The organism is Micrococcus luteus NCTC 2665 (genome assembly GCF_000023205.1).
GTDB classification, from domain to species: domain Bacteria; phylum Actinomycetota; class Actinomycetes; order Actinomycetales; family Micrococcaceae; genus Micrococcus; species Micrococcus luteus.
Window position 1 is genome coordinate 990327 of record NC_012803.1, and the last position, 15154, is coordinate 1005480.

Below are 15154 nucleotides of genomic sequence, written 5' to 3' on the forward strand. Positions count from 1 at the left end.
CCCGTGTGACAGACTGGGCCCGTGGAAATCGTGCTCATAGTCTCAGTCGTGGCCGCCCTGCTGCTGGGCGGCGTGCTCGTCGGCCTGCTGGACCGGCGCCCCGCCCCGCCGAAGGGCTCGTACCAGGGGGTGCGGGACGCGGACGACCCGCGCCCGAGCCCGCGGCACGCGGTGCCGTCGGGCTCCACCGCCGTCCTGGAGCGCCCCGAGGTCGACGAGGCGCCGGCCGTCGTCGCCGAGCCGGAGCCCGCCGTCGTCGAGGAGGGGGAGACCGCCCCGGCGAAGCCCGAGTACGAGCGCCCCGAGGCCGCCGGCTCGCGCCTGGCCCGCCTGCGGGCTCGCCTGCTCAAGTCCAACAACGTCTTCGGCAAGGGCCTGCTGGCGCTGCTGTCCCAGGACCGCATCGACGACGACGTGTGGGACGAGATCGAGGAGACGCTGCTGATGGCGGACCTCGGCACCGAGCCCACCCTGGAGCTCGTCGACCGCCTCAAGGCCCGTGTCACGGTCGAGGGCACGCGTGACCCCGAGCAGGTGCGCACCCTGCTGCGTGAGGAGCTCGTGGCGATGGTGGATCCCTCGATGGATCGCCGTCTCGCCGCGACCCGCAGGGGCGACCGCCCCGCCGTGACCATGGTCGTGGGCGTCAACGGCGTCGGCAAGACCACCACCGTGGGCAAGCTCGCCCGTGTGCTCGTGGCGGAGGACCGCACCGTCGTGCTCGGCGCCGCGGACACCTTCCGCGCCGCCGCCGCCGAGCAGCTCGCCACGTGGGGTGCCCGCGTGGGCGTCGAGACCGTCCGCTCCGAGAAGGAGGGCGCCGACCCGGCGTCCGTCGCCTTCGAGGCCGTGGAGCACGGCATCGCCGAGGGCGTCGACGTCGTGCTCGTGGACACCGCGGGCCGTCTGCAGAACAAGGCCAACCTCATGGACGAGCTCGGCAAGATCAAGCGCGTCATCGAGAAGCAGGCCGAGGTGGACGAGGTCCTGCTCGTCCTCGACGCCACCACCGGCCAGAACGGCCTGACCCAGGCGAAGGTGTTCGCCGAGGTCGTGGACGTCACCGGCATCGTGCTGACCAAGCTGGACGGCACCGCCAAGGGCGGCATCGTGATCGCCATCCAGCGCCAGCTCGGCGTGCCCGTCAAGCTGATCGGCCTCGGCGAGGGCCCCGACGACCTCGCGCCGTTCACCGCCGAGGGCTTCGTGGACGCGCTGCTGGCCGACTGACGTCCCGCACCCCGGTCCAGGGCCCCTCCCGACGACGTCGGGAGGGGCCCTGTCCTGTCACGGAGACGTCATCGACGTGTGGTGCGGCCCACTCCTCCGGTACCGTCCCTCCATCGGCCCCGATCGGGGCCGGGCAGCGACGCCGCGGGACGGGCGTTCGCCCCCGGCTCGCGGCCCGGACCGAAGGAGACCCCCATGGAGGAGTCGAACGTCCTGGACGCAGGGACAGTGTGGATGGTGACGAGCGCGGCGATGGTCCTGCTCATGACACCCGGACTGGCCATCTTCTACGGCGGCATGACCCGCGCGAAGTCCTCGCTCAACATGATCATGATGTCCTTCGTCTCGATGGGCCTCGTCGGCGTCGTCTGGGTCCTGTGGGTCCACGGGATGACCGGCGGCGACGGGTGGGCCGGGGTGGTGGGGAACCCCGCCGGTGACCTCGGGCTGACCGGCACGATGGCCGAGGGCGGGCTCGTCGCCGCGGCCTACGGCGCCACCTTCGCGATCATCGCGGTCGCCCTCATCTCCGGCGCGGTGGCTGACCGGTTCAAGTTCGTCACGTGGTGCGTCTTCGTGCCCGTCTGGACCACCGTCGTCTACGCCCCGCTGGCCTACATGGTGTGGGGCGGCGGGCTCCTCTCCGCGGACGGCGCCATCGGCGCCCGCCTGGGGGAGGCCCTCGACTTCGCCGGCGGGCTCGTGGTGCACATCAGCGCCGGCGTGGCCGCCCTCGTGCTCGCGCTGCTGCTGGGCAAGCGCCACGGCTTCGGCGTGGACCCCGGCCACCGGCCGCACAACGTCCCGTTCACCATGCTCGGCGCGGCCCTGCTGTGGTTCGGCTGGTTCGGGTTCAACGGGGGCGCGGCGGGCAGTGTCGACGAGCTCGGACTGATCTGGGTGGACACCCTCGCCGCCGGCGCCGCCGGCATGCTCGGCTGGGTGTTCGTGGAGTGGCTGCGCCGCGGTCGGCCGACCTCGATCGGCACCGCCTCCGGGATCGTCTCGGGCCTGGTCGCCATCACGCCCGCGTGCGCCTATGTGAGCCCCCTGGGGGCCGTGGTGATCGGCCTGGTCTCCGGTGCGGCCAGCGCGCTCGCGGTCAACCTCAAGTACCGCCTCGGCTTCGACGATTCGCTCGACGTCGTCGGCGTGCACCTCACCGCCGGCATCCTGGGCACCGTGCTGATCGGCTTCTTCGCCCTGCCGGACGAGGGCCGGGCGGGCCTGTTCTACGGCGGAGACGCCGGTCTCCTGGTGGCCCAGACGGTGGCCGTGCTCGTCGCCGTGGTCTTCACCGCCGTGGTGACCACGGTCATCGCCCTGGTCCTGCGCGGGACCATGGGCCTGCGGGTGAGCAAGGAGGACGAGGAGCGGGGCGTCGATCTGACCCTGCACGACGAGTCGGCCTACGACGTCGGCTTCGGCGGGGTGCCCGTCCCCGCCGAGGCGCGGTGAGCCGCCGCGGACGGGTGAGGCCGGTCGGTTGCTAGGCTTGGCGGGCGCCGCGGTGGATGCCGCGGCGCCCGCGACCGACCGCGTCCGGATCAGTCGACCCCGCTTCGAAGGATCACACCCGCCGTGTTCAACTCCCTGTCCGACCGCCTCACAGCCACCTTCCGCAGCCTCAAGGGCAAGGGGCGGCTGAGCGAGGCGGACATCGACGCCACCGCACGCGAGATCCGCCGCGCCCTCCTGGACGCCGACGTCGCCGTGCCCGTGGTCCGCCAGTTCATCGCGCAGATCAAGGAGCGCGCCCTCAGCGCCGAGGTGGCCCAGGCCCTGAACCCGGGCCAGCAGGTCGTGAAGATCGTCAACGAGGAGCTCGTGGGCATCCTCGGCGGCGAGACCCGGCGCATCCAGCACGCCAAGACGGGCACCACCGTCATCATGCTCGTGGGCCTGCAGGGCGCCGGCAAGACGACCCTCGCCGGCAAGCTCGCCCACCTGCTCAAGTCCCAGGGCCACACCCCACTGCTCGTGGCCTGCGACCTCCAGCGCCCGAACGCCGTGAAGCAGCTGCAGGTCGGCGGCGAGCGCGCCGGCGTCCCGGTCTACGCGCCGCACCCCGGCGTCTCCTCCGAGTTCGAGGCCGCCACCGGCGACCCGGTGCAGGTGGCCCGCGACGGCGTCGCCGAGGCCAACACGAAGTACCACGACGTGGTCATCATCGACACCGCCGGCCGCCTCGGCGTGGACGCCGAGCTCATGCAGCAGGCCGCGGACATCCGCGCCGCCGTGGACCCGGACGAGGTGCTCTTCGTCATCGACGCGATGATCGGCCAGGACGCCGTGGCCACGGCCCAGGCGTTCAACGAGGGCGTCGGCTTCACCGGCGTCGTGCTCACCAAGCTCGACGGCGACGCGCGCGGCGGCGCCGCACTGTCCGTCCGCCACGTGACCGGCAAGCCGATCATGTTCGCCTCCACGGGCGAGGGCCTGAAGGACTTCGAGGTCTTCCACCCGGACCGCATGGCCTCGCGCATCCTCGACATGGGCGACGTGCTCTCCCTGATCGAGCAGGCCGAGCAGAACTGGGACCGCACCGAGGCCGAGAAGATGGCCCGCAAGTTCGCGGACCAGGAGGACTTCACCCTCGACGACTTCCTCGCCCAGATGCAGCAGCTCAAGAAGATGGGCTCGCTGAAGAAGATGCTCATGATGATGCCGGGCGCCCAGGGCATGCGGCAGCAGCTCGAGCAGTTCGACGAGTCGTCGATCGGCCGCGTCGAGGCGATCATCCACTCGATGACCCCGCACGAGCGCGTGGCCCCCAAGATCATCAACGGCTCGCGCCGTGCCCGCATCGCCCGCGGCTCGGGCGTGAGCGTGTCCGAGGTCAACGGCCTGCTCGAGCGCTTCGCGGAGGCGCAGAAGATGATGAAGCGCATGGCCGCCGGCGGCGGTATCCCCGGGATGCCCGGGATGCCGGGCGGCGCCTCCCGCAAGGCGAAGGGCAAGGGCAAGAACGCCAAGCACGATCGCGTGAAGTCCGGCAACCCGGCCAAGGCCGCGGCCGAGCGCAAGGCGATCGAGGAGCGCCGCGCGCGCGCCGCCCAGGCGCAGGCCGGGGCCGTGTTCGGCCGCGACGGCGCGGGGATGGACGGCTTCGACCCGTCCACCCTCAACCTGCCGGCCGGCTTCGAGAAGTACCTGAAGGACCGCTGAGTCCCCCGCTGTCGGCTCGCGGCGCGCCGGGTGTGCACCGGCCCGCCCGATCTGGCAGAATGGCACGGTATTGAGCGTGAGCCCGGACGACCCTCTATCCTCCGCTGCGCTCCGTTCCGTGTACCAGGTCGTCGACGCCCGCTGCCCCCACGCGGCGTCGTGCCCCGGCCCCCCAGATCCACTGAAGGAGAACCACACTCGTGGCTGTCAAGATTCGTCTGAAGCGGTTCGGCAAGATCCGCGCCCCGTTCTACCGCGTCGTCGTCATGGACTCGCGCACCCGCCGCGATGGCCGTGCCATCGAGGAGATCGGCAAGTACCACCCCACCGAGGAGCCCTCGTTCATCGAGATCGACTCGGAGCGCGCCCAGTACTGGCTCTCCGTCGGCGCCCAGCCGACCGAGCAGGTCGCCGCGCTGCTGAAGATCACCGGTGACTGGCAGAAGTTCAAGGGCGAGTCGGGCGCCGAGGGCACCCTGAAGTCCAAGTCCGAGAAGGAGGCCTTCGTGGCCCCCGAGAGGGACTCGGTCATCCTGCCGGAGGAGCCGAAGCAGGAGGAGGCCCCGGCCGAGTCCGAGCAGCCGGCCGAGGCCCCGGCCGAGGAGGCCGCTGAGGCTCCGGCCGAGGAGGCCGCTGAGGCTCCGGCCGAGGACGCCGAGAAGTCCGAGTGACCATGCTGACCGAGGCCCTCGAGCATCTGGTGCGCGGCATCGTGGACACGCCCGAGGCGGTCCGCGTGGACGCCCGCTCCCAGCGGCGTGGCGACATGCTGGAGGTCCGCGTGGCCCCCGAGGACCTGGGTCGCGTGATCGGCCGCCAGGGTCGCACCGCCACCGCGCTGCGCACCGTGCTGGACGGCCTGGCCGGCCACCCCGTCCGCGTGGACGTGGTGGAGACCGACCGCCGCTCCTGACGGCCCGTGACGCACGGCCCGCCCGCCCCTCACCGGGCCGGCGGGCCGTCGTCGTCTCCGGCCCCGCCCCCTCCCGCCACCGATCGTCCCACCCAGGAGAGCCCATGAGTCCCGCAGCCCAGGACGACCTCGTCCGCGTCGCCCGCATCGGCAAGCCGCACGGCATCCGCGGCGAGGTGACCGTGCAGGTCTTCACCGACGACCCGGACGCCCGCTTCGCCCCCGGGGAGCGCCTCGTGGTGCGCGACGGCGCCCCGGGCCTTCCGGCGGAGCTCACCGTCACCCGGGCCCGGTGGAACAAGCAGATCCTCGTGGTCGGCTTCGCCGAGTCGCTGGACCGCAACGTCGCCGAGACCCTGCGCGGCGCCCAGCTGTTCGCCGTTCCCGCCGCGCCCGAGGAGTCCGACGAGTGGTACGAGGAGGACCTCGTGGACCTCGAGGTGCGGATCGACGGCGAGCGCGTCGGCGTCGTCACGGCCCTGACCACCGGGGCGGTCCAGGACCTGCTGCACGTCGCCGTGGACGGCGTCGAGGAGGAGGCCCTGGTGCCCTTCGTCGAGGAGATCGTCCCGGAGATCGACCCCAAGGCTGGCGTGCTCGTGCTGACCCCGCCGCCGGGCCTGCTCGAGCTCGCCACCGGCGAGGACGAGGACGCCGCAGACGGGCCCGCCGCCGCGCGCCCCGCCGATGCGGATCCGGAGGCCTGAGCAGTGCGCTTCGACGTCGTCACGATCTTCCCCGAGTACCTCTCGGTGCTCGACGTCTCGCTGCTGGGCCGTGCCCGCCGCGAGGGCCTCGTGGACGTGCACGTCCACGACCTGCGCGACTTCACCGTCGACCGGCACCGCACCGTGGATGACACCCCCTACGGCGGCGGCGCCGGCATGGTGATGAAACCCGAGCCGTGGGCGCTCGCGCTCGAGCACGTGGCGGCCCAGGGGCCCGCGGCGCCGGCCCCCGCCGATCCGGCGTCGGCCGAGCCGGGGGACCGCCCCGTGCTGCTCGTGCCGACGCCCTCGGGGGAGCGCTTCACCCAGCGATTCGCCCGCGAACTGGCGGGCCGGGAGCACGTGGCGATCGCGTGCGGGCGGTACGAGGGCATCGACGAGCGCGTCTTCGGCTGGGCCGAGGAGCTCTTCGAGGTGCGGCTGGTCTCACTGGGCGACTACGTGCTCAACGGCGGCGAGGTCGCCGCGCTGGCGATGATCGAGGCCGTCGGCCGCCTCGTGCCGGGCGTCGTGGGCAACCCGGCCTCGCTCGTCGAGGAGTCCCACGAGGACGGCCTGCTGGAGTACCCGGTCTACACCAAGCCCGCGGACTGGCGGGGCCGTGCGGTGCCGCCCGTGCTGCTCTCGGGCGACCACGGCAAGGTCGCGGCCTGGCGTCGGACCCAGCAGGAGGAGCGCACGCGCGAGCGGCGTCCGGACCTGTGGGCGGCGTTCGACTCCGAGGACTGACCCGCCGCGCCCGACGGGCTGGAGGGGCGTCGCGACGTCATCGGCTGTGGCATAATGGGTCCTCGTGTCCGCCGGACGCCCGACCTGCCACAGGGGGCGCGCGTCAACGGATCGGACCCCGGGACCGCACCCCACGTGCGGAGCCCGGCCCTCGGCTCGGGACCCGGCCCCCTCGTCATGCGGACGTGGACGGGCCGTGCGCCCGCCTACTACGCGGCTGACCTGTGGCATCCGCCAGGAGAGACGACATGCACATTCTCGACTCGTTCGACAAGAAGACGCTGCGCGACGACATCCCGGAGTTCGCCCCCGGCGACACCGTCAAGGTGCACGTGAACATCATCGAGGGCAAGACCGCCCGCGTCCAGGTGTTCCAGGGCTACGTCATGGGCCGTCAGGGCTACGGCGTGCGCGAGACCTTCCGCGTCCGCAAGGTGTCCTTCGGCATCGGCGTGGAGCGCGTGTTCCCGGTGCACTCCCCGATCATCGACAAGATCGAGGTCGTCACCAAGGGCGATGTGCGCCGCGCGAAGCTGTACTACATGCGCGACCGCCACGGCAAGGCCGCCCGCATCCGCGAGAAGCGCGCCGACGCCAAGTGATCACCCCGGTCGGCCCCGCCGACCGGTGATCGACCCATGCGCACCTCGGAGCCCCGTGACCCCCGTCGGTCACGGGGCTCCGTCGCGTCCGGGGCCGGCTCCTCCTCGGGCCCGACGGCGGCCCCCGCCTCCGGCGCGAGCCGCTGGTGGGCGTGGCTCGGCCTGACCGTGGTGGCCGCCGTCGTGGTGGCCGCGGTGCTGCGGGCCCTCACCGGCCCCGTCTACCTCATCCCCTCCGGGTCGATGGAGCCGACCCTGCAGCCCGGCGACCGCGTGCGGGTGGACGCCGCCGCGGCCGGCGGGCAGGGCCTGCGCCACGGCGACGTGGTGGTGTTCGACGGCGCCGGCAGCCTGGCACCGTACCGTTCGGCCGGATCGCTCGAGCGCGGCCTCGAGGACGTCGCCCGGTGGTGGGGTGTCGGCGCGGCCGAGGACGTGTTCGTCAAGCGCGTGCTGGCCCTGCCGGGGGACCGCCTCGAGTGCTGTGCCCCGGACGGTCGGCTGCTGCGCAACGGCGAGCCGCTGGACGAGCCGTATCTCGGCAGGCCCGTGACCGCGGACGAGCCGGCCGCGGCGGGGACCTGGTCCTTCGAGGTGCCCGACGGGCGCATGGTCGTCCTGGGCGACCACCGCGCCGCCTCCCGGGACTCCCGCGCACTGCTGGGCGCCCCCGGCGGCGGGCTGATCCCGCTCGAGCGGGTCGAGGGCCGCGCCGCGGAGATCGTGTGGCCGCTGGCCCGCCGCGGGACCGTGGACGTCCCCTCCGGGGACACGCCGTGACCGGGCGCCGCACCGCGCTGATCGCCGCCGCCGTGACCGTGCTCGCCTGCGTGCTGGCGTGGGCGTTCCTGGCGCGCATGTACGCCATCCCGTCCTCGTCCATGGAGCCCGGGCTGCGGGCCGGCGACCGCGTGGTCGCCACGCTGCTCACCCCCGATCCGTTCCCGGTGCGCCGCGGTGACGTGGTGGTGTTCGAGGACACGAAGGGCTGGCTGCCCGGGGGCGGCCACGTGATCAAGCGGGCCGTCGGACTGCCGGGGGACATCGTCTCCTGGACGCCCGGCGAGGAGACGCTGCGCGTGAACGGGGTGCCCGTGGAGGAGCCGTACCTCGCGCCGGGGGAGACGCCCGCGCAGGAGGCGTTCGAGGTGACCGTCCCCGCGGGGCGGCTGTGGGTGCTCGGCGACCATCGCTCGGCGTCGGCGGACTCCCGCGCGCACCGCGCCGGGCCCGGGGGCGGGTTCGTGGCCCTCGACGACGTGGTGGGCCGCGCCCGGCTCGTGGTCTGGCCGCTGGACAGGATCGGCGGCGCCGGCGCCGACCCCGACGCGTTCTCCGCCGTGCCGGACGCGCCCGTGCCGGAGGCCCGCACGTGACCGCCCGCCGGGGCGGTGGCCGGCCGACGGTGCGCGCCGGCCTGGACGTCGAGGCGGGGCTGGCCGCGCCGGTCCTCGCCGCGCGGGGAGTGGACCGGGTGCTCGTGGCGGGCATGGACGAGGTGGGCCGGGGCGCACTGGCCGGGCCCGTCGTCGTCGGGGTGTGCGCCGTCTGGCTGCCCGCCGCAGGGCAGATCCCTGCGGTGCGCGACTCGAAGGCGCTCACGGACCGACGCCGGCGCGCCCTGGTCCCGCAGATCGAGGACTGGGCGGCCGGGGTGGCGCTGGGGGAGGCCAGCCCCGCGGAGATCGACGCGCACGGGGTCTCGGCGGCCCTCGGCCTCGCCGGGCGCCGGGCCTGGGCGGCACTGTGCGCCGCGGTGGGGCAGGAGCCGGTCGCCCTCGTGCTCGACGGCCGGGACGACTGGCTGAGCCGCTCCGATCCCGACGCCGGCCCCGCGCCCGCGCCGCGTCCGCTGCCGCCCGTGCCCACGATGCTGGTGCGGGCTGAGGATCGGTGCGCGACGGTGGCGGCGGCGTCGATCGCCGCGAAGGTGGCCCGCGACGACGTCATGATCGCCCTCGACGCGGAGCACCCCGGGTACGGGTGGGCCGGGAACAAGGGGTACGGCTCAGCCGCGCACCGGGCCGCCCTGACCGAGCGCGGGGCGAGCGAGCAGCACCGGCGCAGCTGGAACCTCGGGCTGCCGGGCGCGCCCGCGCAGGCGCCTCCCACGCTGTTCGACTGACTCCCAGGGGCCGGGCGTGCCGCCCGTTCGACGTGCGACCCCTGGACGGGGGAGGATGGAGGCCGTGCGTGCCCGGACTGTCGCGGGTGCGCGGCGAACACTGAGGAGGCATGTCATGAGCGCGGACGACGTCGAGGACTTCGAGGCCGAGGCCGAGCTGCTGCTCTACCGCGAGTACCGGGACGTGGTGGGCCTGTTCCGCTACGTCGTGGAGACCGAGCGGCGCTTCTACCTCGCCAACGACGTGCGCCTGACTCCCCGCCAGGCGGACGGGGACGTGTTCTTCGAGATCCTGCTCGAGGACGCCTGGGTGTGGGACGTGTACCGCACGCAGCGGTTCATCAAGCGCGTGAAGGTGCTGACCTTCAAGGACGTGAACATCGAGGAGCTGCCCACCGAGGACTTGACGGTCCCGCCGGACGGCCAGCTGCCGAGCTGACCCACGCCTGATCGGCCCCGAGGGCGGGACGCCGACGTCCACTCCTGCACAGGCGTCCGGCCCCGCACAATCCTCGGCGTCGTCCACCCGGCGACCCTGCTCGGGACCACCCTGGTGCCCAGGAGGTGGTCGGGATGACGGGGACCGCAGAACGGATCGGGGCGCAGCCGCCCGGAGAGAGGCGCGCCAGCCGCGCGCACACGGCGCTGGGCCGGTTCGGTGAGGACGCCGCCGCGCGCTGGCTCGCCGAGCGCGGCTACGTGATCGCCGACCGCAACTGGCGGGGCGAGGCCGGAGAGCTGGACATCGTGGCCCACCACGCCGGCTGGTGGGTGGGCGTCGAGGTGAAGACCCGCTCGGGCCTGGCCTTCGGGGACCCGTTCGAGTCGATCGACCGGCGCAAGCTCACCCGGCTGCACCGTCTCACTGCGGCGTGGGTGCGGGCCCACGCCGCGGACCGCCGGGGGACGCCCTGGCGCGTCGACGCCGTCGCCGTGCTGGTGCCGCGCACGGGAGGGATCCGCTTCGATCTGCTGCAGGATGTGCGGCCGTGAGCGGCATCGGACGCACCCGCTCCATCACGCTGGCGGGTCTGCGCGGGGAGGTCGTGCACGTCGAGGCGGACATCGCCCAGTCCCTGCCCGGCTTCACCCTCCTCGGCCTGCCGGACCAGGCGCTGCAGGAGAGCCGGGACCGCATCCGCTCCGCCGCGCGCAACGCCGGACTGCCCCTGACCCGGCGGCACCTGACCGTGAACCTGCTGCCGGCCGGGGTGCACAAGCGGGGCGCCTGCCACGACTTGGCGATCGTCCTGGCGGCCTACGCCGCGGACGGGCGGGTGCGGAACGTCGAGGGGCCCGTGTTCCTGGCCGAGCTCGGCCTCGACGGCGCCCTGCACCGCTCGCCGGAGACCGTGGCGATGGTGATGGCCGCCGTCGACGCGGGGTGCTCCGAGGTGGTCGTCGCCGAGGACGCGGAGGCCGAGGCCCGACTGGTCCCCGGCGCCGAGGTCCGCGGCTTCGCCCATCTGCACGACGTCATCCACGCCTTCGGCGGGGAACCGGAAGGAGAGGTGCCCCGCCGCCCGGCCCGACGGCAGGTGCCAGCTCCGGAACCGGAGCCGGCCCGTGCGGTGCCCGACCTCGCCGAGGTCGCAGGACAGGCCGAGGCCCGGTTCGCGCTCGAAGTCGCCGCCGCCGGCGCCCACCACCTGCTGCTGGTGGGCGCCCCGGGGGCGGGCAAGACCATGCTCGCCGAGCGCCTGCCCGGAATCCTCCCGCCCCTGGACCGGCGCACCGCGCTCGAGTGCGCCGCCCTGCGCTCCCTCCGCGGCGGCGACGCCCGTGTCCGGCGCAGGGGCGGGACGGCCCAGGGGTTCGACGGTGACATCGACCGGACCCCGCCGTTCGAGGCACCCCACCACTCGGCGTCCCGCTCGGCCCTCGTGGGCGGTGGCAGTGGCCTCGCCCGGCCGGGAGCGGCCTCCCTCGCCCACGGCGGCGTGCTGTTCCTGGACGAGGCCCCCGAGTTCGAACGGCGCACCCTCGAGGCGCTGCGCCAGCCCCTCGAGTCCGGGGAGGTGCTGCTGCACCGGGCCCTCGGCGCCGTCGTCTACCCGGCCCGGTTCCAGCTCGTGCTGGCCGCCAACCCATGCCCGTGCGGCAAGGGCGGCGGCACGGGCGTCGAGTGCCGATGCAGCGTGCCCGAACGCCGCCGCTACGCCCAGCGGCTCTCCGGACCGCTGCTGGACCGCGTCGACCTGCAGGTCACCGTGCGGCCCGTAGAAGCGCGGCAGCTCACGGGGGCGCCCGCCTCCGAGACCACGTCGAAGGTGGCCGCCCGGGTCGCGGCGGCCGCCGACCGCCAGGCCCGACGCTGGGCCGCTGCCGCAGAGCGCGGGCTCGTCCCGTCCGGGCTGCGCCGCAACGCGCACGTCCCCGCCGGGGTGCTGCGGCACGGCCCGTACGCCGTGCCCCGGGCGGCCCGCCGGCCTGCGGACGACGCCGTCGACCAGGGCCTGCTGAGCGCGCGCGGCCACGCCCGTGTCCTGCGCCTCGCCTGGACCCTGGCGGACCTGCGCGGCGCCGAACGGCCCGCACCCGAGGACACCGACGTGGCACTCACGCTGCGCCACCAGAACGAGGAGGACGCATGACCACCCACGTCACCCCGGCGGCAGACCACGTCCCCGTCGCCGGGCCGCGCCGGCCGGACGCCGCCCGGCTCGCCCGCGCCGCCCTGACCCGGCTGGTCGAGCCCGGGGACGCGCTCGCGGTGCAGACCGTCACGGCGCTGGGGCCGGAGCGGGCCCTCGTCCTGCTCACCGGACGGGAGGCGATCCAGCCCGCCGAACGCGATCTGCTCGCCGATCTCGCCGGCACGCCCGACACGCTGCCCCGGCGCTGGGCCGCGGGGCTGGCCCGCTGGGCGCCCCGGGCCGCCCGGCTGGAGCCCGAGCGTGACCTCGTGACCCTGCACCGGCTTGGCGGGGGCCTCCTGATCCCCGAGGACGACGCCTGGCCCGCCGCCCTGGCGGACCTGGGCGAGGAGGCACCCCTGGGCCTGTGGTTCCGCGGCACCGGAACGCTGCCTCCCGCGGACCGGATGCTCGCCGTCGTCGGCAGCCGGGAGGCGACCGCGTACGGGCGGACCGTGACCGCCCGCTGTGCCGCCCACGCCGTCCAGCAGGGCGCGTGTGTGATCTCCGGCGGCGCGTACGGCATCGACGGCGCCGCCCACCGGGCCGCTCTGCAGGCGCCCGCCGCACCGGAAGACGCGGCGGGTCGCGGCGGCGTCCCGCCCACGGTGGCTGTGCTGGCCGGCGGCCTCGACCGGTTCTACCCGGCCGGCCACGAGGACCTGCTCCGCGCTGTGATGGCCGCCGGGCTGCTCGTGTCCGAGATGCCGCCCGGTGCGAGTCCCACGCGCTACCGGTTCCTGCAGCGCAACCGGGTCATCGCCGCGCTCGCGGGGGCCGTGCTGGTGGTCGAGGCGCGCTGGCGTTCGGGAGCGCAGAACACGGCGGGCCACGCGTTCGGCCTCGGCCGCGAGGTGGGCGTCGTCCCCGGCCCCGTGACCTCGCCCAGCTCGGCCGGCTGCCACCGTCTGCTGCAGGAGAGCCCCGCCCGTCTCGTGACCACCGAGCAGGAGGCCCTTGCCCTGCTCGGTCAGGCGCCCGCCCGGAGCGGCGGCGCGGGCGGGCGGGCCTCCACCCGGGCGGCTCCCGAGCCCGCCGCAAGACCCACCGACGGGCTCACGATGGAGGAGGCTCTCGTCCACGAGGCGCTGCCCCTGCGCCAGGCCGTGCCCGCCGACCGGATCACCGTCAGCGCCGGGCTCGCGCTGCCCACCGTCCTGGCCTGCCTGTCCCGGCTGCAGCGGGCGGGTCTGGCCGAACGGGTCGAGGACCGGTGGCGGCGGGGATGACCTGCGGCCGCGTGATCCCGGGCGGCGCCCGCCCGCGGCGCGGATGGCAGAGTGGGGGGATGGCCCCGTCGTCCTCCGTCCGTCCCGTCTCGGTCCCGCGCGCCCCCTCGCCCCGGGACACGGCCTGGCTCGAGGCGTTCGAGGAGCACCTGCGTCACGAGCGGAATCGCAGCCCCCAGACCGTGCGCGCGTACCTCGCCGATCTGCGCGCCCTCATCGACCACGTCGTCGGCACAGCCGGCACCTCGGGGACGCCCGCCGCGGACGACGACGCCCCTGTCCGCCACGCGCCCAGCGCACCGGACGTCCTCGCAGAGCTGGACATCGAGGACCTGCGCGGCTGGCTGGCGGCCATGAGCGGGGCTGGCCTCGCCCGCGCGACCCTCGCCCGCCGGGTGGCCGCCGTCCGCACCTTCACGGCCTGGCTGCGCCGGGAGGGCCTGCGCTCGGACGACCCCGCCCTGCGGCTGCGCTCGCCCCGACCCGAGGGGACGCTGCCCCACGTGCTCCAGGAGCAGCAGGCGAGGCGGCTCCTCGCGGCCGCCCAGGAGCTTGTGGACGCCGCCGCCGCGGGCGACGATCCCGTCGCCCACGCGCTGGCCCTGCGGGACGCCGCCCTGCTCGAGCTGCTCTACGCCACCGGCGCCCGGGTGGCCGAACTCTCCGCCCTGGACGTGGACGACCTCGAGGCCGGCCGCGGCGTCGTCCGGCTGACCGGCAAGGGCGACCGGCAGCGGACCGTCCCCTATGGCGACCCCGCGGGCCGCGCCCTCCAGGCGTGGCAGCGGCTCGGTCGCCCCCGCCTGGCCCGGCCGGACTCCGGTCCCGCCCTCTTCCTCGGCGCGCGCGGTGGCCGGCTGGGGGTGCGCCAGGCGCGCACCGTCGTCGACCGGGCACTCGAGGGCCTGGGGGACACCGCGGCCCGCGGGCCGCACGCACTGCGTCACACGGCCGCGACCCACCTCCTCGACGGCGGCGCCGACCTGCGCAGCGTGCAGGAGCTGTTGGGCCACGCGTCCCTGCGCACCACGCAGGTCTACACGCACGTCTCGATCGATCGCCTCCGCGAGGGCTACCGGCAGGCCCACCCACGCGCCTGACGCCGCCCCGGAGCGCCCCCGGCCCCTCCACTGCGCCGCCGCGACACGCACGGCGGCGCACCGCCCCGTTGCCGGCCCAGCATCCCTGGTGCACAATGGCCCCAGGATCCACCGGAGCCGCGACGTGGTCGTAGGGGAAGACGCACCGCATCGCACCCTCGGAGGCATCCATGACCAGCATCCAGACCCGCGGCGTGGTCCACATCCTCTCCGCCCCCACCGCCCTCTGCCCCCACGTGGAGTGGGCGCTGAGCTCCGTGCTCGGCCCCGCGACCTCGGTGGAGTGGGAGGGTCAGCCGGTCGCGCCCGGCCAGCACCGCGCCGAGGTGCGCTGGACGGCGCCCGCCGGCACCGGTGCGCGCCTGGCCTCGGCCCTGCGCGGCTGGCCGCACCTGCGCTTCGAGATCACCGAGGAGCCGTCCGCCGGGGTCGACGGCTCGCGCTGGTCCCACACCCCGGACCTCGGCATCTTCCACGCCACCACGGACGTCTCCGGCAACATCATGGTCTCCGAGGACCGCATCCGGTACGCCTACGAGGCCGGCGCGGGCGACCCCAGCGTGCTGATGCACGAACTCTCCCTCGCGCTCGGCGAGGCCTGGGACGATGAGCTCGAGCCGTTCCGGCTGGCCGTCGCCCACGCCAACGTGCGCTGGCTGCACCGCGCCGTCTGACCCCTCGTCCGGCCGGCGGC

General features: G+C 74.9%; 17 protein-coding genes. All 17 read left to right on the forward strand.

What is annotated here, in order from left to right:
* Positions 1–21 precede the first annotated feature (21 nt).
* The 17 genes from ftsY to MLUT_RS16165 all read left to right on the forward strand — a co-directional run bounded on the left by ftsY (position 22) and on the right by MLUT_RS16165 (position 15134).
* Positions 22–1230: a signal recognition particle-docking protein FtsY gene (gene ftsY / locus MLUT_RS16085; protein ID WP_029248214.1), complete on the forward strand. Its 1209-nt coding sequence runs from the start codon at positions 22–24 to the stop codon at positions 1228–1230.
* A gap of 195 nt (positions 1231–1425) precedes the next feature.
* The gene (locus tag MLUT_RS16090) at positions 1426–2688 is read left to right on the forward strand and encodes an ammonium transporter (RefSeq protein WP_010078922.1); all 1263 of its coding nucleotides are present in this window, start codon (positions 1426–1428) and stop codon (positions 2686–2688) included.
* A 123-nt stretch (positions 2689–2811) separates the two neighbouring features.
* Positions 2812–4398: a signal recognition particle protein gene (ffh, locus tag MLUT_RS16095; protein WP_010078921.1), complete on the forward strand. Its 1587-nt coding sequence runs from the start codon at positions 2812–2814 to the stop codon at positions 4396–4398.
* 200 nt (positions 4399–4598) lie between these two features.
* Positions 4599–5069: a 30S ribosomal protein S16 gene (rpsP, locus tag MLUT_RS16100; protein ID WP_010078920.1), complete on the forward strand. Its 471-nt coding sequence runs from the start codon at positions 4599–4601 to the stop codon at positions 5067–5069.
* 2 nt (positions 5070–5071) lie between these two features.
* Positions 5072–5311 (forward strand): RNA-binding protein, encoded by a 240-nt coding sequence (locus tag MLUT_RS16105; RefSeq protein ID WP_029248213.1) that lies wholly within the window; start codon positions 5072–5074, stop codon positions 5309–5311.
* 104 nt (positions 5312–5415) lie between these two features.
* The gene (gene rimM / locus MLUT_RS16110) at positions 5416–6018 is read left to right on the forward strand and encodes a ribosome maturation factor RimM (RefSeq protein ID WP_010078919.1); all 603 of its coding nucleotides are present in this window, start codon (positions 5416–5418) and stop codon (positions 6016–6018) included.
* 3 nt (positions 6019–6021) lie between these two features.
* Positions 6022–6768: a tRNA (guanosine(37)-N1)-methyltransferase TrmD gene (gene trmD / locus MLUT_RS16115; RefSeq protein ID WP_010078918.1), complete on the forward strand. Its 747-nt coding sequence runs from the start codon at positions 6022–6024 to the stop codon at positions 6766–6768.
* Positions 6769–7016: 248 nt separating this feature from the next.
* Complete coding sequence (gene rplS / locus MLUT_RS16120) at positions 7017–7370, forward strand: 50S ribosomal protein L19 (RefSeq protein WP_010078917.1); 354 nt, start codon at positions 7017–7019, stop codon at positions 7368–7370.
* Positions 7371–7406: 36 nt separating this feature from the next.
* Entirely contained in the window at positions 7407–8150 is a 744-nt protein-coding gene (gene lepB / locus MLUT_RS16125; RefSeq protein WP_010078916.1) for a signal peptidase I, read from the forward strand.
* The gene (lepB, locus tag MLUT_RS16130; RefSeq protein WP_010078915.1) at positions 8147–8746 is read left to right on the forward strand and encodes a signal peptidase I; all 600 of its coding nucleotides are present in this window, start codon (positions 8147–8149) and stop codon (positions 8744–8746) included. The genes lepB (MLUT_RS16125) and lepB (MLUT_RS16130) overlap by 4 nt, the downstream gene beginning before the upstream one ends.
* Positions 8743–9495: a ribonuclease HII gene (rnhB, locus tag MLUT_RS16135; RefSeq protein ID WP_010078914.1), complete on the forward strand. Its 753-nt coding sequence runs from the start codon at positions 8743–8745 to the stop codon at positions 9493–9495. Before lepB (MLUT_RS16130) ends, rnhB begins: the two co-directional genes overlap by 4 nt.
* A gap of 115 nt (positions 9496–9610) precedes the next feature.
* A complete protein-coding gene (locus tag MLUT_RS16140; RefSeq protein WP_002853817.1) occupies positions 9611–9934 on the forward strand; it encodes a DUF2469 domain-containing protein in 324 nt (107 codons plus the stop codon).
* A 134-nt stretch (positions 9935–10068) separates the two neighbouring features.
* Positions 10069–10488, forward strand: coding sequence for a YraN family protein (locus tag MLUT_RS16145; RefSeq protein WP_012750829.1), 420 nt, complete (start codon positions 10069–10071; stop codon positions 10486–10488).
* Entirely contained in the window at positions 10485–12089 is a 1605-nt protein-coding gene (locus MLUT_RS16150; RefSeq protein WP_012750830.1) for a YifB family Mg chelatase-like AAA ATPase, read from the forward strand. The genes MLUT_RS16145 and MLUT_RS16150 overlap by 4 nt, the downstream gene beginning before the upstream one ends.
* Positions 12086–13360: a DNA-processing protein DprA gene (locus MLUT_RS16155; protein ID WP_012750831.1), complete on the forward strand. Its 1275-nt coding sequence runs from the start codon at positions 12086–12088 to the stop codon at positions 13358–13360. Before MLUT_RS16150 ends, MLUT_RS16155 begins: the two co-directional genes overlap by 4 nt.
* Before the next feature lie 59 nt (positions 13361–13419).
* Positions 13420–14460 carry a tyrosine recombinase XerC gene (locus MLUT_RS16160; RefSeq protein ID WP_010078909.1) on the forward strand — a complete coding sequence of 347 codons (1041 nt, stop codon included), beginning with the start codon at positions 13420–13422 and terminating at the stop codon, positions 14458–14460.
* A gap of 170 nt (positions 14461–14630) precedes the next feature.
* The gene (locus MLUT_RS16165; RefSeq protein WP_010078908.1) at positions 14631–15134 is read left to right on the forward strand and encodes a DUF3145 domain-containing protein; all 504 of its coding nucleotides are present in this window, start codon (positions 14631–14633) and stop codon (positions 15132–15134) included.
* The last annotated feature ends 20 nt before the right edge of the window (positions 15135–15154 follow it).

Bases quoted from the DNA above. Each gene is read 5' to 3' on its own strand.
- MLUT_RS16145 (WP_012750829.1), top strand. From the start codon at position 10,069: ATGACGGGGACCGCAGAACGGATCGGGGCGCAGCCGCCCGGAGAGAGG.
- lepB (WP_010078916.1), top strand. From the start codon at position 7,407: ATGCGCACCTCGGAGCCCCGTGACCCCCGTCGGTCACGGGGCTCCGTC.
- MLUT_RS16090 (WP_010078922.1), top strand. From the start codon at position 1,426: ATGGAGGAGTCGAACGTCCTGGACGCAGGGACAGTGTGGATGGTGACG.
- MLUT_RS16165 (WP_010078908.1), top strand. From the start codon at position 14,631: ATGACCAGCATCCAGACCCGCGGCGTGGTCCACATCCTCTCCGCCCCC.
- rimM (WP_010078919.1), top strand. From the start codon at position 5,416: ATGAGTCCCGCAGCCCAGGACGACCTCGTCCGCGTCGCCCGCATCGGC.
- MLUT_RS16155 (WP_012750831.1), top strand. From the start codon at position 12,086: ATGACCACCCACGTCACCCCGGCGGCAGACCACGTCCCCGTCGCCGGG.
- MLUT_RS16140 (WP_002853817.1), top strand. From the start codon at position 9,611: ATGAGCGCGGACGACGTCGAGGACTTCGAGGCCGAGGCCGAGCTGCTG.
- MLUT_RS16105 (WP_029248213.1), top strand. From the start codon at position 5,072: ATGCTGACCGAGGCCCTCGAGCATCTGGTGCGCGGCATCGTGGACACG.
- rplS (WP_010078917.1), top strand. From the start codon at position 7,017: ATGCACATTCTCGACTCGTTCGACAAGAAGACGCTGCGCGACGACATC.
- MLUT_RS16160 (WP_010078909.1), top strand. From the start codon at position 13,420: ATGGCCCCGTCGTCCTCCGTCCGTCCCGTCTCGGTCCCGCGCGCCCCC.